A 22,511-nucleotide genomic window follows, 5' to 3' on the forward strand; every position below is an offset into this window, starting at 1 on the left:
GCATTCGCTGTGACGTCGGTGCCGTGAAGGCGGCCACCGATGCCGGTGCAGTCGCCGCCAACAAGGTCGGCGAGGTCCTCTCCGTCCACGTCATCCCGCGACCGCACGACGACATCGCGGCGATCCTGCCGACGGTCTGATCGTCCAGACGATGTCCGATTCCCAGTTCCGCGCTGTTCTCGACAGCATCCAGAACGCACCGGGTCGCCCGGCCGACCTGCCGCGGCCTCCCACCCGCGTGACCGTGCTCGGCACGGGCCCGGTCGGCCTGCTGCTGGCATGTGAGGCGTTGGTCGCGGGACTCGAGGTGCGGTTGTCGTCGTTGTACGGCCGGGACCTGGGAATGCTCCGGGAGGCCGGTGCGATCACGGTCCGCGGCGAGCACCTCGTCGGCAGCTACGCGGTGTCCTCCGGCAAGTCAGGGGAGCCGGCAATCGAGCTGGTCGACAACGTCGACGATGCTGTCAAAGGCTCGGACATCGTCTTCATCGCGACTCCTGCGACGAGCCACACGACGTACGCAGGCGTGCTGGCGCGGGCGCTCGTGCCCGGGCAGACGTTGGTGCTGGTCCCGGGGCGATTCCTCGGATCGGTCGCCGTCTCGCGAGCGCTCAAGGCCAACATGGCACCGGGAGGACTCACGGTCGCCGAGCTGGAGCATCCGCCGTACCTTGCGACAAGCAAAGGTGCCGCGGTGCGCGTACTCGCGGTCGCGAACGCCGTGAGCTGTGCCTCGCTCCCGGTCGATGCGGCACCCGATCTGTGCGCCGGTCTGGCTGACGTGTTCGGCATGCTGCAGCCGGTCGACAGTCCGCTGGACATCGCGTTCTCGACGATCACCGGCGTGCTCAACGTGGCACCGCTGGCCAACAACGCTCTTGCCCTCGAGGCTGAGGCCGATGCCCTTCTGCGGGACCTGGTCACCCCCGGACTGTCGCGCACCGTGCTTCGTCAGCTCGACGAGGAGCGACGGGCGGTGGCATTTCGGTTCGGCGTACGCGACCCCGGCTCGGCCGCCGCCTGGCTGCTCCGAGCCTTCGGCGATGCCGAGGCCGACCCCGCGACCGACGACCTCGCCACAGCGATCCAGGAGCTTGAGGCATTCGATGACGTGCTGGCCGGCTGGGACGGTGGACCGCACGTCGTCGATGACGTCGCACATGTGCTCGTCCCGCTCGCGAGTGCAGGACGCGCGTGTGGCGTGCCCACTCCGATCACCGATGCGGTCGTCGCGCTGAGCTCGTCATTGGCAGGCACTGATCTCGGCGCGGCAGGCCGCACTCTCGACCGGCTGGGCCTCGGCGCCCATGCGCCGTCGGACCTGCGCCGAGCTCTTGCGGACAGCGCGACCACACACCCCATGAACGTCTTGAACCGGCAGGCGGTCTGACATGTACGAGGACCTGGAGAGCATCGCTGATGCCCGTCGATGCGCTGAGCGCGGGCACGAGGCGTGGCTGAAGTTCCGGTCGTTCAGTCCTGAGCAGGTCGACCGCATCGTCAGTGCCATGGCCAAGGCCGCCGAGCGTGAAGCCTCGTCGCTTGCCGAGCTCGCGCTGGTCGAGACGGGTTACGGCAACGTCGAGGACAAGCGCCTCAAGAACCTCTACAACTCGCGCGTCGTGGCGGACTGGTTGTTGAACGTCACGACACTCGGCGTGCTGTGGCGCGATGAGACCACGCGGGTCGTGGCCATCGGCGAGTCGATGGGCGTCGTCGCCGGGCTGATCCCCGTGACGCATCCGACTGCCCTGGTCATCTTCAAGGTGCTGTCGGCGGTCAAGGCCGGCAACGCGATCGTCCTGGCACCACACCCCCGCGGCGCCCGTGCATCGGCGAAGGCGACCGAGATCATGGCGATCGCCGCTGAGCAGGCGGGCGCGCCGCGGCACCTGGTGCAGTGCCTGGAGCACGCTTCTGTCGAGGGCTCGCAGGCGCTCATGCGACACCACCGCACGGCCGTCGTGCTGGCCACGGGTGGCGCCAACATGGTCAAGGCCGCGTACTCGTCGGGCAAGCCGACGCTGGCGGTCGGCCCCGGCAACGTCCCGTGCTACGTCGATCGCTCGTCGGCCAAGCGGCTTGCCGACATCGCTGACGGGATCCTCACGTCGAAGAACTTCGATCACGGCACCGGCTGTGTCTGCGAGCAGGCGATCATTGCCGACCGGCCGATCGCCGACCAGCTCCGCCAGGAGTTCCGCCAGCACGGCGGATACATCTGCTCGTCCCGCGAGGCAGAGGCTCTCGCCAAGGTTCTGTTCACGCCGTCGCTGGGCATCGTCGCGGACAGCGTCGGCCAGTCGGCCGAGACCCTGGCGAAGCAGGCGGGCTTCGATGTCCCGCCCGGCACACGGGTGCTGCTGGTCGAGCAGGACGGCGTCGGCCGGGCGTTCCCGTTGTCGGCGGAGAAGCTCAGCCCGGTGCTGGCCTTCTATGAGGTTGCTGACTCGGCCGAAGGTCTGGCACGAAGTCGAGAGATCCTGCGATTCGGCGGGGAGGGCCATTCCGCGGCTCTGCACTCGGAGGACAGTGACGTCGTCGCAGCGTTCTCGTCGCTCGACGCCGGACGCGTGTTCGTCAACGTGCCCTGCATGCACGCCGGCATCGGCTTCTCGGCGGACGTGGAGCCGAGCTTCATGCTCGGCACCGGCACGCTGTCCGGCTCCATCACCTCCGACAACGTGACGGCGATGCACCTCATCAACGTCAAACGCGTGGCGTACGAATCCCGCCCATGGCGAACCATGGCCGACCTCTTCGAGAAGGGTGCACAACGATGACCACGGCAACAGCGAGCGGGTTCTCCCTGCGGGCGCTCATCCAGATCGACCGGCTGCAGCCGCAGTTCGCGGCCTACAACGGTGCCACCGTCAAGGGCTCGGTGCCGCTCGCCGGCGACACCGTCCTCGTCGGCGAGCTCGGCCCCGGCAACGAGGTGTTCCGCATCGTCGACATCGCGCTCAAGGCGGCGCAGGTCGAGGTCTGCACGCAGATCGTCGAGCGTGAGTTCGGCTTCTTCATCCTGCGCTCGACTAACAACTCCGAGGTCAGCGCCGCACGCGAGGCGATTCTCGCGCATACCGGCCTGACGGTTTCGGACCGGATCGCCCCGTCGATCGAGAGCAGCCAGATCATCACCTCGGTCGAGCCGTACCAGGCGCAGCTGCTCAACAAGTGGCGCTACGGATCCCTGCTCGTGCCGGGGGAGACGCTCGGAATCGTGGAGTGTGCCCCAGCGGCGTACATCACGGCAGCGGCCAACGAGGCTGAGAAGTTCGCCTCGATCAAGATCGTCGAGGTCCGCGCGGTCGGTCGATTCGGGCGGCTGTTCATCTCCGGTTCCGAGGCAGAGGTGAGGACAGCCGTCGAGGCAGCAGGTGCTCTGCTGGCGTCAATCGAAGGCGCCTGATGCCCATCGTGTCGGAGTACGACGTCCGGACGGTCGCGTCTGCGGGTGGTCGAGCCCTCGAGGTCCCTGTCGATGCCGTCATCACACCGCAGGCGCTCGACATCGCGGACCGCCTCGGCGTCGAGCTGCGGCACGAGCCGGGATCGCCTGCCGCTGTGCCGGCGATCGACGGGGCCCGAGCCATCCAGCGTGTGCTGCTGAGACGGTCGCCGCGATGGGTGGCCCCCGACGTACGTCGAGGCGGTGAACCGACGCGATTCGGCCGGATTGCGTTCGTGGGCAGCGGCATGGTCGGTGCGACGTCGGCTCACCTGACGGCGATCGCCGGAATGGCCGACGAGCTGGCGATCGCCGATGTCGTGCCCGGGCTCGCCGCCGCCACCGCACTCGACATCGAGCACGCCTCCGGTGTCACCGGATCACCCACGAGGGTGCGGGGCGGCACCTCGCTCGAGCTCGTCGCGGGCGCCGACGTCGTGGTGGTCACGGCCGGCCGGCCGCGCACGCCCGGAATGACTCGCGACACCCTCTTCGCCGTCAATCAACGCGTGATCGCCGATGTGGCTGAGGCCGTGGGGCAGCACGCACCGCGCGCGGTCGTCATCGTCATCACGAACCCGGTGGACGAGATGACGTACGAGATGTGGCGCAACAGCGGGTTGCCCGACCGTCAGGTCATGGGCATGGCCGGCACGCTCGACTCGAGCCGGTTCCGTCGGGCGATCGCACGTGCCGCTGACGTCCGGCCCCGCGACGTCTGGGCGATCACGCTGGGCAGCCACGGGGCGGAGATGGTGCCGGTGGTCTCGAGTGCCACGGTCAAGGGCCGACCGTTGACCGACGTCCTCGCTGCTGACGTCATCGCCGCGTGTGTGAAGGACGCGGTGGATGGTGGCGCGCAGGTCGTCGGCCTGCGCAAGACCGGTTCGGCGTTCATCGCCCCGGCCCACGCGACCGTCGAACTCCTCGATGCGATTCGGGGTGCCTCCGCGGAGCCGGTCCCGGTGTCGGCGATGGTTCACGGCGAGTACGGACTCGAGGGTGTCTTCCTCGGCGTCCGGGCGCGATTGTCCCCGCAGGGTGTCGCGGAGGTCGTCGAGGAGTCGCTTCTGCCGGGCGAGCTCGAGGCGCTGGTCGGGGCCGCCGACGCGATTCGCTCGAGGGTCAGCGCGGGCTGAGGGTCGTTCGGGCGCAGCCTCCTTGCCGATCACCGGCCGGCGACCTAGTGTGACGCAGGACACATCGGCGTATCGCGAGGAGGGTCATGTCCGAGATGCCAGCAGAGTTCCTGGATCCTGAGGGGGAGTCCGAGCTGCCGAACGTACGTGACCGCGGCGGCGACGAGCCCGTTCGCGATCCGCGTACGTCGAGCCAGCCCGACACCGACGTGGCGTACGGCGACGGCTGAGCGGCAACTCGAGACCAAGGTCCCTAGTGGGAGATCTTGGAGAGTTGATAGGAATGGACTCAACTTTGAACGCGTTGAGATGAGTGACACTCGTTCCATTCCAGGAGAACCACCATGGACCTTGCCAAGTTCACGACGCGCAGCCAGCAGGCGCTGGGCAGCGCGATCTCTGCTGCTGCCGCCGCGGGCAATCCCGCCGTCGAGCCGGCGCACCTGCTGTCCGCCCTCCTCACGCAGGAAGGCGGCACCGCGGCGCCCCTGATCCAGGCCGCCGGCGTCGACGCCCAGGCCGTACGCGCTGGGCTCAAGTCGGTGCTCGAGTCGCTTCCGTCTGCCAGCGGCGCCAGCGTGCAGAATCCCGGGCTGTCCCGGTCGAGCCACGAAGTGCTGCAGCGCGCCCAGGACCTCGCCGCCCAGCTCGGCGACGACTTCGTGTCGACCGAGCACCTGACGGTCGGCATCGCGACCGTCGAGTCGGCGGCCAAGACCGTGCTGACCGACGCCGGCGCGACCGCTGATTCGCTGCAGGCCGCGTTCGCCGCCGTACGCGGGACGGCGCGGGTCACCAGCGCGGACGCCGAGGACACCTATCAGTCGCTGGAGAAGTACGGCGTCGACCTCACCGCGATGGCCCGTGACGGCAAGCTCGATCCGGTCATCGGCCGCGACAGCGAGATCCGGCGCGTCATCCAGGTGCTGTCCAGGCGCACGAAGAACAACCCCGTGCTGATCGGCGAGCCCGGCGTCGGCAAGACCGCCGTCGTCGAGGGCCTCGCGCAGCGCATCATCGCCGGAGACGTGCCCGAGTCGCTGCGCGGCCGCCGGCTCATCTCGCTGGACCTGGCGGCGATGGTCGCCGGCGCGAAGTACCGCGGCGAGTTCGAGGAACGCCTCAAGGCCGTCCTGACCGAGATCAAGGAGTCCGAGGGCCAGGTCATCACGTTCATCGACGAGCTGCACACCGTCGTCGGCGCCGGTGCCGGCGGTGACAGCTCGATGGACGCGGGCAACATGCTCAAGCCGATGCTGGCGCGCGGCGAGCTGCGCATGATCGGCGCGACGACGCTCGACGAGTACCGCGAGCGCGTCGAGAAGGACCCAGCCCTCGAGCGCCGCTTCCAGCAGGTGTTCGTCGGCGAGCCGAGCCCCGAGGACACCATCGCGATCCTGCGTGGGCTCAAGGAGCGCTACGAGGCGCATCACAAGGTGTCGATCTCCGATGCCGCGCTCGTCGCCGCCGCGACGCTCTCCGACCGCTACATCCCCGGCCGCCAGCTGCCCGACAAGGCGATCGACCTGATCGATGAGGCCGGCAGCCGGCTCCGCATGGAGATCGACTCGAGTCCCACCGAGATCGACGAGCTGCGTCGTGTCGTCGACCGGCTCCGCATGGAGGAGCTCCACCTCGACAAGGAGGAGGACGACGCGAGCCGTGAGCGACTGGAGAAGCTGCGGGTCGAGCTGGCCGACAAGCAGGAAGCCCTTCGCGCGCTCGAGACCCGGTGGGAGCGCGAGAAGCAGGCGCTCAACGCGGTCGGTGAGATCAAGGAGCGGATCGACGAGGTCCGCAGCCAGGCCGAGCGCGCGCAGCGTGAGGGCGACATGGACACCGCGAGCCGCCTGATCTACAGCGAGATCCCCGCGATGGAACGGCAGCTCGAGGACGCCCAGGCCGCGGAGGCTGCGCAAGAGGGCGACTCGATGGTGCACGAGGAGGTCGGCGCCGACGACGTCGCCGAGGTCGTGGCGTCGTGGACCGGCATTCCCACCGGGCGACTGCTCGAGGGCGAGACCGGCAAGCTCCTGCGGATGGAGGAGGAGCTCGGCAAGCGGCTCGTCGGGCAGAAGACCGCGGTCGTCGCGGTGTCCGATGCCGTACGCCGAGCGCGCGCCGGCATCTCCGACCCCGACCGGCCGACCGGATCGTTCCTGTTCCTCGGCCCCACCGGCGTCGGCAAGACCGAGCTGGCCAAGACGCTCGCGGAGTTCCTGTTCGACGACGAGCGCGCGATCATCCGCGTCGACATGAGCGAGTACTCCGAGAAGCACTCGGTCAGCCGGCTCGTCGGAGCACCTCCGGGTTACGTGGGGTACGACGAGGGTGGTCAGCTGACCGAGGCCGTACGGCGCCGCCCGTACTCCGTGGTGCTGCTCGACGAGGTCGAGAAGGCGCACCCCGAGGTGTTCGACATCCTCCTGCAGGTGCTCGACGACGGGCGCCTGACTGATGGCCAGGGACGTACCGTCGACTTCCGCAACGTGATCCTGGTCCTCACGTCCAACCTCGGCTCGCGGTTCCTGAGCGATCCGGCACTCGACGAGACCGCCAAGCGCGAGGCCGTCATGGAGGTCGTCAAGGCGTCGTTCAAGCCCGAGTTCCTCAACCGGCTCGACGAGATCGTGACGTTCGACGCCCTCGGCGCCGAGGAGCTGGCCCACATCGTCGACCTGCAGGTCGCGGCGCTGGCCAAGCGGCTCGCGGTCCGGCGGATCACGCTCGACGTCACGCCGGCCGCTCGCGAGTGGCTCGCGCTGACCGGATGGGACCCGGCGTACGGTGCCCGTCCGCTGCGCCGGCTCGTGCAGCAGGCGATCGGCGACCGGCTCGCGCGCTCGCTGCTCAGCGGTGACATACGCGACGGCGACACCGTCGTGGTCGACCGTGCCCCGGATGCCGACGAGCTGACGGTCAAGGCCGCCTGACGGCGCAGCTTGGGCTACGTGTTGGAATGGGGGGATGACCGAGCACCGATCTGCGCGTCCACCCAGGCTGGTGACGACGTGCGCCTACCTGGGCGTGATCGGCGTGTTCCAGGTCATCCAGGTCATCATCGTCCTGACCGGCTGGTACTCCGCGAGCGGCGAGGAACAGGTCAAGCGGTTCACCGACCCGCTCGTCTCCGACGGGATCAGCCGCGGCGACGCGGAGACGGTCTACCGCATCTATCTCGCGACCCTGGCGATCCTCGCCGCGTCGGTCCTGGTCTTCGCGGTCTACACCGTCAAGGGCCATGCCGTCAGCCGCATCATGCTGACGATCACGGCGCCGCTGATGGCCCTGCTCGGCATCACGCAGGGCTCGTTCCTCTCGATCGTGGTGAGCATCGTGGCACTGACGTGCGTGTTCCAGCTGTGGAACGCCGACGTACGTCGCTGGTTCGCGCTGATCAGCGGCAAGGAACAGCCCGCCCCGGTCGCGTCCGGCTGGCCTCCGCCGCTGCCGCCGACCCAGACGGAGCAGAGCCCGGCGGCACCGAACCCGGCGGCACAGCACCCGCAGGGTGCGCCACCGCAGCAGTGGGCGCCGCACCCTCAGGCGTACGCCCAGCCGCGGCCGCCCGCCCCTGCGGACTGGGTCAAGATCCTGTCCCTCATCACCCTGATCGGCTCGTCAGTCGTGGCGGCGGGCTGCGCGGTCTACCTCGTGATGTACGAGTTCGCACGCGAGGAGCTGGTGCGGCAGCAGCTCGACTCCGGCATGAACTGGATGAACCTGACCGAGGCCGAGATCCGTGACAGCTATCGCGATCTCGCAGTGGTCTCGTGGGTCGTGCTGCCGCTGTGCCTCGCCGCGATCGCCGTCTCCACGGTGCTCCTCGTACGCCGCAGGCGTCGCAGCTGACCTGGACCGTTTTGTCCGGACATGAGAGTCGTCACAGCGGCCGCGCACGATGTGCGTCGCCGCAGGCGCGGTCGATAGAGTGGAAGCATGCCTGATAGCACCGTTCCCGGTCAGAAACGTCCTCACGTCGTCGTGGTCGGAGGCGGGTTCGGAGGCATCGCCGCCGTCCGCAAGCTCAAGCGCGCCGACGTCGACGTGACGCTGATCGACCGTCACACCTACAACACGTTCCAGCCGCTGCTCTACCAGGTCGCGACCGCCAGCCTCAACCCCGGCGACATCACCTGGTTCCTGCGCGCGATCCGCGCCAAGCAGAGCAACGTGCGCTTCCTCAAGGGCCTCGTCGAGTCGATGGACCACGAGGCCAAGACGCTCAAGCTCGACGGCGGCGTCGAGGTCAAGTACGACTACCTGGTCATCGCCGTGGGTGTGACCGCCAACTTCTTCGGCATCCCCGGAGCCGCCGAGCTCTCGATGCCGCTCTACCGCCGTTCGCAGGCGCTCGCGGTGCGCGACAAGATGTTCGCCGCGCTCGAGGACGCCGCGGTCAACGGGCAGGACCGTGACCTGCGCATCATCGTCGTCGGAGGCGGCGCCACCGGCGTCGAGACCGCCGGCGCGTTCGCCGAGCTGCGCAACAACGACATGCCGGTCACCTATCCCGAGCTCGACCGCAAGCGCGTCCACATCACGCTGATCGAGATGCTGCCGCACGTGCTGGGACCGTTCCACCCCAAGCTGCGTGACTACGCCAAGAAGTCGCTCGACAAGCGCGATGTCGACCTGCGCCTGGAGACCGCCGTCAAGGAGGTCCGCGAGGACGGTGTGCTCGTCGAGCGCAAGGGAGAGCAGGAGTTCCTCCCCGCCGACCTCGTCGTGTGGGCCAGCGGCATCACGGCGCACCCCACGGTCCAGGACTGGTCCGTGCCGCAGGGGCGTGGTGGACGCATCGAGACCGACGAGCACCTGCGGGTCAAGGGCATGACCGACGTCTTCGCGATCGGCGACGTGTCGATCAGCCCCGATGAGCCGCTGCCGCAGCTCGCGCAGCCCGCGATCCAGGGTGGCAAGCACGTCGCGAAGTTCATCAAGGCCGAGCTCAAGGGCGGCACCGTCAAGCCGTTCAAGTACAAGGACAAGGGCACGATGGCGACGATCGGCCGCTCGTCAGCAGTGGCCGAGATCAAGTTCCTGCCGCGGCTCACCGGGTTCCCGGCCTGGATCATCTGGGTCGGCCTGCACGTCGCGACCCTGCTCGGCAACCGCAACCGGTTCGCCACGATGATCAACCTCACCGCCAAGTACCTCGTCTGGGGCAGCCACAACGCGATCGTGGGCGAGACCCCGCCGGTCGTCGCGCTCAAGCCCGTCACGGTCGAGGCGCGCGAACCCCGCAAGGCGGTGTCCCGCGCGGCTGCCCGCAAGGCGGCCGTGGCGAGCGCGACCAAGGGCGTCGACGCGATCAGGCAGGACCCCAGGAGCTGACCGCTAGTCGAGCGTCGACTCGAGCTCGGCGCGGGCGGTCAGCATCGACGGGCCGTACCAGGTGAGCGACCGCCCGGACACGAGCCGGGTCGGCGTGTGCGCGAAAGCCTCGGGCCCGTCGTCAGCGGTGAAGACGTACGGCTCGTCGGGCAGCAGGACGAGGTCGACGTCGGGGGAGTCGATGTCGGCGAGCTCGACCTTCGGGTAGCGGTCGACGTCGTCGCTGAACGCGTTGACGAGACCCAGCCGGCCGACCAGGTCGCCCGTGAACGTACGGCCGCCGACGACCATCCACGGATCGCGCCAGATCGGGATCGCCACCCGGCGGCCGGAGTCGGGCGCGGGCTCGGCCCACACCGCCCGGGCCTCATCGAGCCAGTCCGGCAGGTCCCAGCCGAGTGCCTCGGTGAACATCCGCTCCATCGAGGCGAAGGCCTCGTCGACCGTCTCGATGACCGTGACCCACACCGCGATGCCGTCTTCGCGGAGGCGCCGGACGTCGAGCTCGCGGTTCTCCTCGCGGTTGGCCAGCACGATGTCGGGCTCGAGCGCCTTGATCGCGGCGCGATCCGGGTTCTTCGTGCCCCGCACTCGCGGTACGTCGAGACCGGGCGGGTGGGTGCACCAGTCGGTGGCACCGACGAGCGCCTCGGGACGCGTCGCGGCAATGGCCTCGGTCAGCGATGGCACGAGCGACACGACGCGCCGCGCCGGACGGGTCAGCTCGACCGGGTGGCCGAGGTCGTCCGACGCGGTCGTGGTCATGACGTCACTCTAGGCAGCCCTACGGGATGTCTCGCCGGGTGTCGCGCGGGGCTTCGCCGGCGACCCGGTCCTCGGTGAGCCGATCATCCCTGATGCGGTCGTCGTCGGGCCGGTCGTCGGTGAGCCGGTCATCCGTGATGCGCTCGTCCCGGAGCGGGTCGTCGGTCGCACGGCCACGGTCGGCCAGCGCGCCGTCGTCGACGTCGGGATCGATCTCGTCCGCCTTCGCCAGTCTCTCCCCGGCCGCGGCACGTACCTGACCCGCGTCCTGCGCGTGCTCCTGCGCCTGGCGCTCGAGCTGCTCAGCGGCGATGCGCGCCTGCTCGGCCTCGGCCTGCGCTGCCGCGGCATCCGCCTCGCGGCGACTCGCCTCGACGGCGCTCACCTCGGCCTCCTCGCGGAGCTCCCCCGCTCGGTGACGCTTGTGCTCGATCGCCTTCGCCGTGGCCCGGTTCCTGGCCGCCACGGCCACGATTGCGATCAGTGCGATGACAGCGACGGCGATGATCAACCACACCCACCAGTCCATGTCGTCCATGTCCTTCTCCCTCATCTCGGGGCGGCCTGCAGCCTGACGGGCGCAGACCGTTGTCGCAGGGTGAATACCCGCTTACGGAATTGCCACACCTCTCGGGGAGGCGCTCAGCCCTCGAGGGAGCCGACGGCCCGGGCGATGACCAGGAGCGATGTGAGCAGCGCGGCCGTCGCCTCGATCCCCATCAGCACCTTGGCGCGGGAGCTGAGCGGCATCGTGTCGGTCGGGCTGAACGCGCTGGAGTTGGTCAGCGAGACGTAGAGATAGTCGACGAAGGTCGGGATCCAGCCGGACTTCTTGCTGGCGGTCGCGGCGACTTCGTGGACCGCATCGTGGTTCTCGTCCTGCGAGAACCGCCAGTCCGCGGGCGGCATCTGGGCATGGGTCTTGACGCGCCGGGCGACGGGGCCGCCACGGTCGAGCTCCCAGAACAGCAGGGCGAAGCCGATGACGTTGGTGAGCCAGACCTGCATCGCGCCGAGGAGCAGCGGCAGGCCGGGCGCGTCCTTGTCCGTCAGCGAGTAGACCAGCAACCCGAGCGACACCAGGTTGGTGATGATCACGATCGACGCGAGGGCGATCGAGGCGATGCGGGACCACCGGGTCTCGCGGGTCATGCGTCGCGGGTTGGTCGCGACGAGGGCGACGAGCAGGGCCAGCTCGATCGCCGGGATGACGTACCGCGGCTCGAAGAGCAGGGACTTGGGCAGCAGGGCGTACGCGAGACCCGCCACGATGACCGCGAGCGCCGGCGGCAGGCGGTGCTCCCCCTCCGCATTGCGACGCGAGGCGAGCTCCTTCTTCGCCTCGTCCTTCGGGTCGGCCATGCAAGCACGCTAGACCTGCTCGGGCCCCTCCGCTCGTCAACGCGGTCGCCGTAGTCTGGAGTCGCCGCCGATCCCGAACTAGGAGCGCCATGCCTGCCACCCGTCTGATGCCGTCCGAGGAATCCTCTGACCTGATCGCGTTGACGCGGGACATCGTGGCCAAGGAGCTGGCTCCGAAGGTCGCGCAGATCGAGGCGTCGGGGGAGTTCCCGCGTGAGGTGTTCCGCACGCTGGGGCGGGCCGGCCTGTTGTCGTTGCCCTATCCGGAGGAGTTCGGTGGTGGCGGGCAGCCGTACGAGGTCTACCTGCAGGTGCTGGAGGAGATCGCGGCGGTGTCGGCTTCGGTGGGTGTGGGCGTGAGTGTGCACGCGTTGTCGTGCTTCGGCCTGTTCACCGCCGGCACGGACGAGCAGCGCAAGCAGTGGCTGCCCGAGATGTTGTCAGGTGAGCAGCTCGGCGCGTACTGCCTGTCGGAGGCGCACGCGGGTTCGGACCCGGCGGCGATGAAGACGCGTGCGGTCCGGGACGGCGACTCGTACGTGCTCAACGGCGCGAAGGCGTGGACGACGCACGGGGGCAAGGCCGACTTCTACAAGGTCATGGCCCGCACGTCTGACGACGGCGGTCGCGGGATCTCCTGCTTCCTGGTTCCGGCCGAGACGCCTGGGCTGTCCGCGGACCACCCGGAGCAGAAGATGGGCCTGATGGGCTCCACGACCGCGACGATGCTGTTCGAGGACGTACGCATCCCCGCCGAGCGCAGGCTCGGCGACGAGGGCCAGGGGCTGCCGATCGCGCTGGCGGGCCTGGACTCCGGACGCCTGGGCATCGCCGCCGTGGCAACGGGTCTGGCGCAGGGTGCGCTGGATGCCGCGGTCGCGTACGCCAAGGACCGTCAGACGTTCGGCAAGGCGATCATCGACCACCAAGGCCTCGGGTTCGTGCTGGCCGACATGGCCGCCGCCGTCGAGTCCGCCCGCGCGACCTACCTCGCCGCGGCCCGGATGAAGGACGCCGGGCAGAAGTTCTCCCGGCAGGCCTCGATCGCCAAGCTGGTGTGCACCGACAACGCCATGAAGGTCACCACCGACGCGGTGCAGGTCTTCGGCGGTGCCGGCTACACCCGCGACTTCCCGGTCGAGCGCTACATGCGCGAGGCCAAGGTCATGCAGATCTTCGAGGGCACCAACCAGATCCAACGCCTCGTCATCGCCCGCGACCTCGCCCGCTGACCGCCGACCCGAAGGAATCGAGGTTGCCCCGATGCCGAGGCGGTCGTCGCGGGCCGAGTCGAGTCGATGACCCGGCTCATCGGGCGGTGTATCCGCCGTCGATCGGCAGCGTGACGCCCGTGACCCACTGCGACTCGTCAGACGCGAGGTAGAGGACCGCGTACGCGACCTCGATTGGCCGGCCGAGGCGCCTGATGGACTGGTTGGCCGTCATCATCTCCTCGTACGCCGCGAGACCGCCGTCGTAGGCGTTCGCGATGCCTTCCACGAGGGGAGTCAGAACCGTGCTCGGATGAACCGAGTTGACCCGGATCCCGTACTTCCCATACGTCGCGGCGTCCTGCCTGGTCTGCATCGTCACGGCACCCTTGGCCACGTGGTAGGGCGTGAACTCGTCGTTGCCGATGAGGCCGTAGATCGACGAGAAGTTCACGATGCTGCCACCTCCGTTGTCGATCAGATGGGGGACGGCATGCTTCGTGGAGAGGAACACGCCCTTCACGTCGACCGCGAACAACGCGTCCCACTCATCCTCGCTCACCTCGTGAGTGGGCTTGTCGACGCCGATGACTCCGGCGCAGTTCACGAGGATGTCGAGCTTGCGGTATCGGTCGACGGCGGATGTCACGACGTGTTCGACCTCCGCCTCCGAGCTGACGTCGAGCGGCCAGAACGTGGCCTCGCCCCCGTCAGCGCGGATGCCTTCGACCGTTTCCTCGCCGAGGGCCTTGTCGACGTCGGTCACGGCGACGAGCGCGCCCTCGCTGGCGAGTAGCTCGGCAGTTGCCCGGCCCATTCCGGATGCTGCCCCCGTGATGAGGGCGACCTTGCCGGCGACGCGGCTGGCCATCAAGCGTTCACCGACGCCGGGACGTGGGCGAGCAGCGACGAGTAGCCGTTCTCCGCGACCTCACGGCAGTACTGCTGGTACACCTGGCCGCCGCCCATGTAGACCTGGAACTCCTCGGCCTTCCCGGGCACGTTCTCGCCGAGGAACCAGGCCTTGGCCTTCTTGCCCTCGGAGTACATCACGGTGGCCTTGCCGGCGCGCTCGGTCTCCTCGACCCACCAGTCCTCCGACTCCGGTGTCGCCTCGAAGAACTCGATCCCGTTCTCCTCGGCCCATTTCAGGGCGCTCTGGAGCCACTGGGCACCGAGCTGGATCGGCACGATGAGGTTGGAGTAGGGCGTCTGCGGGCCGAGCGACATGAAGAAGTTCGGGAAGCCGTGGGCATTGATTCCGAGATTCGACCTGAGCCCTTCGGTCTGCCACTTCTCCCGCAGCGTGACTCCGCCGCGACCGACGATGTCGATGTTCGTCAGGGTTCCGGTCATGGCGTCGAAGCCGGTTGCGAAGATGATCACGTCGAGCTCGTACTCCGTGTCGCCGACCTTGAGCCCCTTCTCGGTGACCTCCGTGATCGGGACCGACGCGGTGTCGATCAGATGGACGTGCTCCAGGTTGAACGCGTTGTAGTAGCCGTGCCCGGTGGGGACTCGCTTGCCGTTGAACGAGTAGGTGCGGGGTGACAAGAGCTCTGCAGTCTCCGGATCCTTGACGATCTCGCGAATCTTGGAGCGGATGAATTCCGACGCCAGCTCGCTCGCCTCGTGGTTCGTCGCCAGGTCGTTGAAGCACTCGTTGGCAAAATGGAAGCCGCCCTCGTTCCACTTGCTCTCAAAGATTCGCTGACGCTCCTCGGGGGTGACCTCGAGGGCGCTGAACTGGGCCGGCTCCATCGCGACGCCGAACGGGTGGCTCGCCGCCTTCTCGTAGATCGCGTCGTAGTTCTCCCGGACGTACGCCATCTCCTCGGGGGTCACGGCGTCGTTGTTGGTCTCGACGATGAAGTTGGGTGTGCGCTGGAAGACGAAGAACTCGCCGACCTCCGGAGCGATCTCGGGAACGATCTGGATGCCTGAGGCGCCGAGACCGATCAGGCCGACGCGCTTGCCCGACAGGTCGACGCCGGAGCGTGGCCAGTGTGCCGTGTGGTACTTCTCCCCTGCGAAGGATTCGATGCCCGGGATGTCCGGGTAGATCGCTTGGGACAGGACGCCCATACCGCTGATGAGGTATTTCGTCGTGATGGTGCCACCACCTGCAAGGTGCACTGTCCAGGTGTTGAGCTGCTCGTCGTAGACCGCCGAATCAACCCGCGTCTCCAGGCGGATGTCCTTGCGCAGGTCGAGGCGATCCGCGACGAAGTTGAGGTAGCTGAGCACCTCTGCGCCGGCGGGATAACGGTGCGTCCACGTCCACTCCTCGCGGACCTCCTTGGAGAAGGAGAACGAGTAGTAGCTGTACTCGCTGTCGGTCCGCACGCCCGGGTAGCGGTTGACGTGCCAGGTGCCGCCGATGCCGTCCTCGCCATCGACCACGAGAGTCTTCAGGCCGATCTCCCGGAGATGATGGAGCAGGGCGAGGCCGGAGAAGCCGGCCCCGATCACCAAGGCGTCGACGTCGGTGTTGGTCGCGGTGTGTGTCGTGCTGGTCATGATTCGTCCTTTCGAGACAGTGGGGTCAGGCGGAGACGTGGAGGGTGGATTTCGCGCGGTACCAGTCGCCGATGGCGGCGATCTCGGCATCGGCCTGGGGATGGTTGCCGGCCAGGAACGGGTAGACGTGCTGCATGTCGTCTGAAACGACGAACGTCACGTCGACTCCGGCCTTCTCCGCCAGGGCGTGGAGCTGGACGGCATCGTCGAGAAGCGACTCGACTGCGCCGGCGCAGATGTAGAGCGGGGGGAACCCGGCCAGGTCGGCGTACAACGGGTTGACGAACGGGTCGGTGGGACTCGCGCCAGCGATCAGATAGCGGTCAATGTTGGCCTGCAAGCCTTCGCGAGCGATGAGGAAGTCCGTCGCGTCATTGGACTCGAGCGTGGCGCCGTTGTTCTCCATGTTGAGCCACGGCGACATGGTGATGACCGATCCGGGTGGTGTCGCGCCGTCGGCGAGCAGCCGCAACGTCATGCTGATGGCGAGGTTCGCCCCGGCGCTGTCGCCGACGAGCGTGATGTCCTGCGGACGGTGTCCCGCAGAGACCAAGGCGTTGAACACGGCGAGTCCCTCGTCGCGCGCCACCGGATACGGATGCTCCGGCGCGAGGCTGAAGTCGACGACGAACGCGCGAGCGCGACAAGCGCTGGCCACGTGTCCGGCCAGCTTGCGGTGGCTGATCGCCGAGCCGAGCGCGAACCCGCCGCCGTGCATCAGCACGAGGATTCGGTCGGGGTCGTGGTCGACCGGGGCCGCCATGATCCCGGGCACGTCACCGACAGTGGTGTTCTCGTACGTGACGTTCGCCGGCTCGGCAGTTGCGCGTTGCCAGTCGTCGAAGATGATCCGCAGGAGCTCGATCGACATGTCCGGGTAGCGGGTCATCTCGACGATCCACTGGGCGTAGATCTCGCCGAGCAGGTCTGTTGGTTCAGGTGCGTTCATGGTGTCTCCAGAGTTCGATTCCCACGGCAATGAGCGCCGCGCCTCGTTGGTGTTCGTCGGGGCGACTTGTGCGCTTGAACCCAGCATGTAGGCCGGAATCGCAGGGTGGAGATGTCGTCGCAAAATGACGCACTGCCGTCTCACGGTGACCCGTGTCACACCTCGATGCGGACACGAGACTCGGTCACACCAGGTGCTTGCGTCGCGCTCCGCACCGCTGGATCAGACAGGAATTGCACAATGTCGAGGAATACGAACTACGCGGCTCTCGTGCTCGCTGCCGGGCTCGCGCTCGCCGGCTGCTCGACGGGCACGGCCGGTACGTCAGGTGGGGGCGGTGAGGCTGTCAAGGACCAGAAGGTCGGGATGGTCGGCACCGAGGACCAGATTCAGGACATCTCGAAGTTCTGCGGGAAGAAGGACATCACCGTGGGCTTCGCCGATGGCTTCGGAGGGAACTCGTGGCGCAAGATCACCCGCGCCATCCTTGAGGACGAGGCAGCCAAGTGTCCCAACATCAAGAAGGTCATCTACACCGATGCCCAGGGCGACACCCAGAAGGCGATCTCTGACATCAACTCGCTGGTCTCGCAGGGTGCGAATGTCATCGTGACGTTCGTCGACGGCGGCGAGGCGTTGCTGCCGACGATCAAGAAGGCGACGGCGGCCGGGGTGAAGGTCGTTCCGTTCGTCGGCTCGCCCGGAGGCAAGCCCGGCACCGACTATGTCGACTTCGTCGCGGAGGACATCACGACGTACGGCCAGGCCCTCGCGAAATGGACGATCGACCAGATGGGCGGCAAGGGCAATCTCGTGATGCTCGGCGGGATCGCCGGCAACTCGTACTCGCAGGGCGTCTACGACGGCGTCGTCAAGGAGGCGAAGGCGCACTCGGGCATCAAGCTCCTCAATTCGGACGGGCCTGTGTCGACCGACTGGGAGCCTGGCAAGACCCAGCAGGTCGTCGCCGGTCTGATCACGAAGTACGGCAGCATCGACGGGATCGTCGCCGATTACGGCGGAGGTTCGGTGGGCGGCATTCGTGCCTTCATCGCGGCGGGCAAGCCGCTGCCGGTGTGGTCGGCCAACGACTCGAACGAGTTCGCGTGCCTTTGGTACAAGTACAAGGATTCGCAGCCCACGTTCCAGGTCGCCACGGAGTCGTCCCGCAACTGGGTCGTCAAGGTCGCGCTTCACAAGGGTCTGTCTGCGTTCAACGGCATCAAGAACGACGAACCGTCGACGTTCAACCTGCAGATCATCGAGGACTCCACCGATCCGGCCAAGCTGCCCAAGTGCGAGAAGGACCTGCCGCCTGACGCGATCCTCTCGTCGGGCCTGACGGTCCCGCAGCTGCAGAAGCTGTTCAAGTGAGATCGGCGGCCGCTCCCGAACCTTCAGTCGGGAGCGGCCGCTCCACCCCCGGTCAGGATCGCCAGACGAACCCGGCCAACCATCACGAACCGAGGAACACATCATGAGCCGACTCAAGGGCAAGGTCGCGATCGTCACGGGTGCCGGCCGAGGCATCGGTCGCGCCATCGCGGAGACGTTCGCCGAGCAGGGAGCCACGGTCGTCGCAACCGGTCGCGGCAGCGAAGCGGAGTTCGACGAGGGCATCGAGTACCACCAGCTTGAAGTTGCCGAGGAGCAGGACTGGCGGCGGGTGGTCGCGGAGACGATCTCCGACCACGGACGCATCGATGTGCTCGCCAACAACGCGGGCATCATCACGTACGACAACCTCCACGAGCTGAGCCTCGACGACTGGAACCGGGTCATCGCAACCAATCAAACGGGGGTCTGGCTCGGGATGCGCGAGGTGATCCCGCACATGCAGGCGCAGGGTGGCGGGTCCATCATCAACATCTCGTCGATCTGGGGAACAGTCGCGGTGTCTGGTGCGCACGCGTACCACGCCTCCAAGGGGGCAGTGCGGAACATGTCGAAGAGCGCCGCCATCTCCTACGCGCAGGACAACATCCGGGTGAACTCCCTGCATCCGGGCTTCATCGTCACGCCGCTCACCGAGGCCCAGGACCCTGACATCAACGCCTTCGTGATCGGTCAGACGCCGATGAAGCGCGCGGGCCAGCCACATGAGGTCGCCAACGGGGCGCTGTTCCTGGCCAGCGACGAGTCGAGCTTTGTCACAGGCTCCGAGCTCGTCGTCGACGGCGGGTACCTGGCGCAATGAGCACCCACATGACTGACTCGGGCGTCGCGGTTCCGTCGCACGCGACACCCGACGTCGAGGTGTCCGTCGCCGTCGCGGCGCTGCGGCTGAAGGCCATCACGAAGACATTCCCCGGCGTGCGAGCCCTCAATGACGTGACGCTCGAGGTCCTTCCCGGAGAGGTCCACGCACTGGTGGGTGAGAACGGCGCGGGCAAGACGACCTTGATGGCGGTCGCCAGCGGCGCCCTGGAGCCAGACGCAGGACAGATCGAGATCGCCGGCCGTCAGCTGACCGCCGGGTCGCCCGATACCGCTCGCGAGCTCGGTCTCGGCATCGTTCGGCAGTATCCGGCCCTGCTGCCGGACCTGACCGTTGCCGAGAACATGGCCGTCGGTGTCGGATATGCCCGGGTCGGAGGACTCCGTGGCGCTCGCGCATGGTCGCAGGAGGCACTCGACCGGTGGGAGATGGGCATCGATGCCAGGAGCAGGGTTGCCGACCTCTCGGTGGAACAGCGATTCGTGGTGGAAATCGCCAAGGCGCTGGCGCTTGAACCACGCGTCCTCGTCCTGGACGAGCCGACGGAGCACTTGAGCCTCGAAGAGGTCGAACGACTCTTCCGCCGGGTCCGCGAGCTCGTCGCCGGCGGCACGGCCGTCGTCTACATCTCGCATCGCATTCCCGAGGTCAAGCGCATCGCCGACCGGATCACCGTGCTCCGTGATGGCAGCATCCGCGGGACGTTCCGCGCTGATGAGGTCGATGAGGCGCAGATCGTCGAACGGGTGATCGGCCGAGCTCTGGAGACCGTGTTCCCGACCAAGGGAAGCGTCGCGGGCAGTGTGGGCGACGAAGACCTGCTGGTCGTCGACGACCTGACGGGTCCGCACTTCGAGAATGTCTCGTTCACCGTCAAGGCAGGAGAGATCGTCGGACTTGCCGGCGTGCAGGGCAACGGCCAGGCGTCGCTCGTACGAGCGCTGGTCGGCTTGGAGCCGTCCTCGGGAGCCCTGAGTGTCTCGGGGCGCAAGGTCCGATCCGGGTCAAGCGCCTCATCCGCTGCTGCCGGCATGGTCTACGTCCCGGCCGATCGCCATGAGGAGGGCGTGTTCCTTCCGCTCTCCGTTGCGGACAACGCCGTGATGTCGACCCTGGGAGCTGTCTCGTCAGCAGGGATCGTGAGCTCCCGCGCTGCCGATCGTGTGGCGCGTGAGCAGATCGACAATCTCGAGATCAAGACGCCGTCGGTGGCGACGCCCATCTCGTCGTTGTCCGGTGGAAATCAGCAGAAGGTCGTGCTGGCACGCACGCTGCTGGCGCGACCGCGCGTCCTGGTCGCTGAGGAGCCGACGCAAGGTGTCGATGCCGGCGTACGTGTCGAGATCTACCAGATCCTCAGGGATGCGGCGGATCGTGGCGCGGCTGTGCTGATCCTGTCGTCGGACGGGGTTGAGCTCGAGGGACTGTGCGACCGGGTCCTGATCATGTCGCGCGGATCGATCGTTGCCCAGCTCACGGGCGACGACGTGACCGAGAGTGGCATCACCGGCGCGGCTCTCATGTCGACGACGGTGCGCAATCGGGTATCGACCAAGGCTGAACGTCGCGGTCGGCTGCGGAGCTGGCTCAGCGGCGACCAGTCTCCGGCTGCCGTCCTTGGCCTGATCTTCGTGCTTCTGGCGCTCTACGTCGGCTCGACCAACTCCACGTACTTCTCGGACTTCAACATCAACAATCTCTTGTTCATGGCGGCCCCGCTGATCCTGGTGGGCACGGCGCAACACGTCGTCGTGCTGGGATCGGGCATCGACCTGTCCGTCGGACCCTTGATGGGATTCCTGGTGGTGGTGTCGTCGTTCTGGGTCGTGGACAGCGGGAACATCGGCGTCGGACTGGTTCTGATGGTCCTGGTGGCGCTGGCAGTTGGCCTGGTCAACGGTGTCCTGGTGACGTACCTCAACCTGAACCCTGTGGTGGTGACCCTGGCGATGTTCATGGCCTTGCAGGGGTTGTATCTGACCCTGCGGAGCACACCGGGCGGCGTCATCTCGTCGGCGGTGTCGGCACAGGTCTCGACGCGCGTGTCGTTCGTGCCGATCGTCACGATCGTCGCTGTCGCCGTCGCTCTGATCATGGAAAGACTGCTCCGCCGGAGCCGCTGGGGTGTGGAGCTTCGGGCGCTCGGGTCCAGCCGCGGCGCAGCCGAGAGCCTCGGCGTCAACGTCAGGAGGGTGCAGGTCCTCTCGTACGTCATCTGCTCGCTTCTGACCCTGCCGGCCGCCCTGATCGTGATGGCGCAGATCGGCATCGGCGACGGCCGTCCGAGCCTGTCCTACACGCTGTCGTCCATCACGGTGGTGGTGCTCGCCGGAGCCAGCGTCTTCGGCGGCCGCGGGTCGTTCCTCGGAGTACTCGCAGCTGCGTTGCTGGTGCAGCAGATCCTCAACTCCTCCCCGTTCCTCGGGCTCTCGCAGGCTTGGTCGTACTGGCTTCCGGGGCTGATCACGCTCGGGTCCGCTGCTCTGTACGCCAAGCTCCGCAGGACAAGGAAGGCATCATGACTCCGATCGATCCCACCGCTCAACACGGGGCTGCCATGTGGCAGCGCATGCTGACCGGTCGTTCCACGGCCATCTGGATCGCGACAGCGGCGCTGTTCGCGGTGAGTCCCATGGTCGCGCCGGGCAGCCTAAACTCTGCGCCCCTGCTGAGCATGTTGCCGTTCGCCGCAGTGCTCGCGATCGTCGCAGCCGGCCAGACCCTGGTCGTCCAGCAACGAGGGCTCGACCTGTCCGTGCCGGGCATGATCGCGCTCGGCGCCGTCCTGGCCACGGGTCTGCCGCAGGGGCACGGGTGGCCTCTCGGGTTGGCCGTCGCCGCCGGGATCGTCGTTCCTGCCTTCTTCGGTGCACTCAACGGCGTCCTCGTCACGGCCTTCGGAGTCTCACCACTGGTCGCCACACTCGGGATGAACGCCGTGCTCCTGGGAACCGTCTTCTCTATCGCAGACGGCACCCCGTCCGGCGCATCGGCAGACCTCAACCAGTTCGCTCTGGACCGGACGCTTGCGATCCCCAACACGGCCTTGATCGCGGTCGCCGTTATCGCCGTCGCCGGTGTCGTCACCCAGCGCTCGATCGTGGGTCGCAAGCTGACCGCGGTCGGCGTGAGCAACCGAGCGGCCTCGGCCATGGGCATCCGGGTGAGCGTGTTCCAGGTTGTGGCCTACGCCTTCGCCGGGCTCTGCTACGGGATGGGCGGCGTCCTGCTGGCCGGTTACACGAAGACGCCGGCGCTCTTCCTCGGCGACTCCTACCTGCTGCCATCCGTCGCCGCGGTGGTTCTCGGCGGGACCGCGCTCACGGGCGGCCTGTCCAGCGTGGTCTGCTCGGGCGTCGCGGCGGTATTCCTGACCCAGCTGGGTCAGCTCCTCAGGGCCCTGGGTTGGTCCGACGCCTCGCAGCTCGTGACACAGTCGCTGGTGCTCCTGCTCGTCGTCCTCGTGCGTGAGCTGGTCCCGCGTCTGCTGCAACGACGCCGGACGGGGCTGCCTCTTACGCCCCGGCCCGTGGTCGCTTCGTGAGCGCACCGGGCTCCA

General features: G+C 67.7%; 20 protein-coding genes. 14 read left to right on the forward strand and 6 right to left on the reverse strand.

The window, feature by feature from the left end; all coding sequences use genetic code 11:
• The 9 genes from V6M46_RS12330 to V6M46_RS12370 all read left to right on the forward strand — a co-directional run.
• On the forward strand, positions 1–140 hold a 140-nt coding region (locus V6M46_RS12330; RefSeq protein WP_332665512.1), incomplete at its 5' end, for a BMC domain-containing protein.
• 11 nt (positions 141–151) lie between these two features.
• On the forward strand, positions 152–1,390 hold the full coding sequence (locus V6M46_RS12335; RefSeq protein WP_332665438.1) for an NAD/NADP octopine/nopaline dehydrogenase family protein: 1,239 nt from the start codon (positions 152–154) through the stop codon (positions 1,388–1,390).
• Between the two features lies 1 nt (position 1,391).
• Complete coding sequence (locus tag V6M46_RS12340; protein WP_332665440.1) at positions 1,392–2,783, forward strand: aldehyde dehydrogenase family protein; 1,392 nt, start codon at positions 1,392–1,394, stop codon at positions 2,781–2,783.
• The gene (locus V6M46_RS12345; protein WP_332665443.1) at positions 2,780–3,412 is read left to right on the forward strand and encodes a BMC domain-containing protein; all 633 of its coding nucleotides are present in this window, start codon (positions 2,780–2,782) and stop codon (positions 3,410–3,412) included. Before V6M46_RS12340 ends, V6M46_RS12345 begins: the two co-directional genes overlap by 4 nt.
• Positions 3,412–4,590: a malate dehydrogenase gene (locus tag V6M46_RS12350; protein WP_332665448.1), complete on the forward strand. Its 1,179-nt coding sequence runs from the start codon at positions 3,412–3,414 to the stop codon at positions 4,588–4,590. The genes V6M46_RS12345 and V6M46_RS12350 overlap by 1 nt, the downstream gene beginning before the upstream one ends.
• 86 nt (positions 4,591–4,676) lie before the next feature.
• On the forward strand, positions 4,677–4,820 hold the full coding sequence (locus V6M46_RS12355) for a hypothetical protein (protein WP_332665451.1): 144 nt from the start codon (positions 4,677–4,679) through the stop codon (positions 4,818–4,820).
• A gap of 114 nt (positions 4,821–4,934) precedes the next feature.
• Entirely contained in the window at positions 4,935–7,523 is a 2,589-nt protein-coding gene (clpB, locus tag V6M46_RS12360; RefSeq protein ID WP_332665454.1) for an ATP-dependent chaperone ClpB, read from the forward strand.
• A 34-nt stretch (positions 7,524–7,557) separates the two neighbouring features.
• Positions 7,558–8,442, forward strand: coding sequence for a hypothetical protein (locus tag V6M46_RS12365; protein ID WP_332665457.1), 885 nt, complete (start codon positions 7,558–7,560; stop codon positions 8,440–8,442).
• 87 nt (positions 8,443–8,529) lie between these two features.
• Positions 8,530–9,927, forward strand: coding sequence for an NAD(P)/FAD-dependent oxidoreductase (locus V6M46_RS12370; protein ID WP_332665459.1), 1,398 nt, complete (start codon positions 8,530–8,532; stop codon positions 9,925–9,927).
• A 3-nt stretch (positions 9,928–9,930) separates the two neighbouring features.
• Here the strand turns inward: V6M46_RS12370 and V6M46_RS12375 are convergent, their stop codons facing one another.
• The 3 genes from V6M46_RS12375 to V6M46_RS12385 form a co-directional block, all read right to left on the reverse strand.
• Positions 9,931–10,692 (reverse strand): helical backbone metal receptor, encoded by a 762-nt coding sequence (locus tag V6M46_RS12375; RefSeq protein ID WP_332665462.1) that lies wholly within the window; start codon positions 10,690–10,692, stop codon positions 9,931–9,933.
• A gap of 19 nt (positions 10,693–10,711) precedes the next feature.
• Entirely contained in the window at positions 10,712–11,230 is a 519-nt protein-coding gene (locus V6M46_RS12380) for a hypothetical protein (RefSeq protein WP_332665465.1), read from the reverse strand.
• A 104-nt stretch (positions 11,231–11,334) separates the two neighbouring features.
• Entirely contained in the window at positions 11,335–12,054 is a 720-nt protein-coding gene (locus tag V6M46_RS12385) for a hypothetical protein (protein ID WP_332665468.1), read from the reverse strand.
• Between the two features lie 89 nt (positions 12,055–12,143).
• On the opposite strand from V6M46_RS12385, the gene V6M46_RS12390 reads away from it, so the two are divergent.
• Complete coding sequence (locus V6M46_RS12390; RefSeq protein WP_332665471.1) at positions 12,144–13,286, forward strand: acyl-CoA dehydrogenase family protein; 1,143 nt, start codon at positions 12,144–12,146, stop codon at positions 13,284–13,286.
• Between the two features lie 76 nt (positions 13,287–13,362).
• Here the strand turns inward: V6M46_RS12390 and V6M46_RS12395 are convergent, their stop codons facing one another.
• The 3 genes from V6M46_RS12395 to V6M46_RS12405 are packed head-to-tail and all read right to left on the reverse strand — an operon-like array spanning position 13,363 to position 16,734.
• Positions 13,363–14,136 carry an SDR family NAD(P)-dependent oxidoreductase gene (locus V6M46_RS12395; RefSeq protein WP_332665474.1) on the reverse strand — a complete coding sequence of 258 codons (774 nt, stop codon included), beginning with the start codon at positions 14,134–14,136 and terminating at the stop codon, positions 13,363–13,365.
• The gene (locus V6M46_RS12400; protein WP_332665477.1) at positions 14,136–15,785 is read right to left on the reverse strand and encodes a flavin-containing monooxygenase; all 1,650 of its coding nucleotides are present in this window, start codon (positions 15,783–15,785) and stop codon (positions 14,136–14,138) included. The genes V6M46_RS12395 and V6M46_RS12400 overlap by 1 nt, the downstream gene beginning before the upstream one ends.
• Positions 15,786–15,810: 25 nt before the next feature.
• Positions 15,811–16,734, reverse strand: a complete 924-nt coding sequence (locus V6M46_RS12405; RefSeq protein WP_332665480.1) for an alpha/beta hydrolase — start codon at positions 16,732–16,734, stop codon at positions 15,811–15,813.
• Positions 16,735–16,974: 240 nt separating this feature from the next.
• Between V6M46_RS12405 and V6M46_RS12410 the strand changes: the two genes are divergently transcribed.
• From V6M46_RS12410 to V6M46_RS12425, 4 genes are all read left to right on the forward strand, one after another.
• Positions 16,975–18,108: a substrate-binding domain-containing protein gene (locus tag V6M46_RS12410; protein WP_332665484.1), complete on the forward strand. Its 1,134-nt coding sequence runs from the start codon at positions 16,975–16,977 to the stop codon at positions 18,106–18,108.
• A 103-nt stretch (positions 18,109–18,211) separates the two neighbouring features.
• Positions 18,212–18,931, forward strand: coding sequence for an SDR family NAD(P)-dependent oxidoreductase (locus V6M46_RS12415; protein WP_332665486.1), 720 nt, complete (start codon positions 18,212–18,214; stop codon positions 18,929–18,931).
• An 8-nt stretch (positions 18,932–18,939) separates the two neighbouring features.
• The gene (locus V6M46_RS12420) at positions 18,940–21,474 is read left to right on the forward strand and encodes an ATP-binding cassette domain-containing protein (RefSeq protein WP_332665489.1); all 2,535 of its coding nucleotides are present in this window, start codon (positions 18,940–18,942) and stop codon (positions 21,472–21,474) included.
• Positions 21,471–22,496: an ABC transporter permease gene (locus V6M46_RS12425; protein ID WP_332665492.1), complete on the forward strand. Its 1,026-nt coding sequence runs from the start codon at positions 21,471–21,473 to the stop codon at positions 22,494–22,496. The genes V6M46_RS12420 and V6M46_RS12425 overlap by 4 nt, the downstream gene beginning before the upstream one ends.
• Positions 22,497–22,511 lie beyond the last annotated feature (15 nt).

The sequence above is a fragment of the Aeromicrobium sp. genome, assembly GCF_036676885.1.
Taxonomy (GTDB): Bacteria; Actinomycetota; Actinomycetes; order Propionibacteriales; family Nocardioidaceae; genus Aeromicrobium.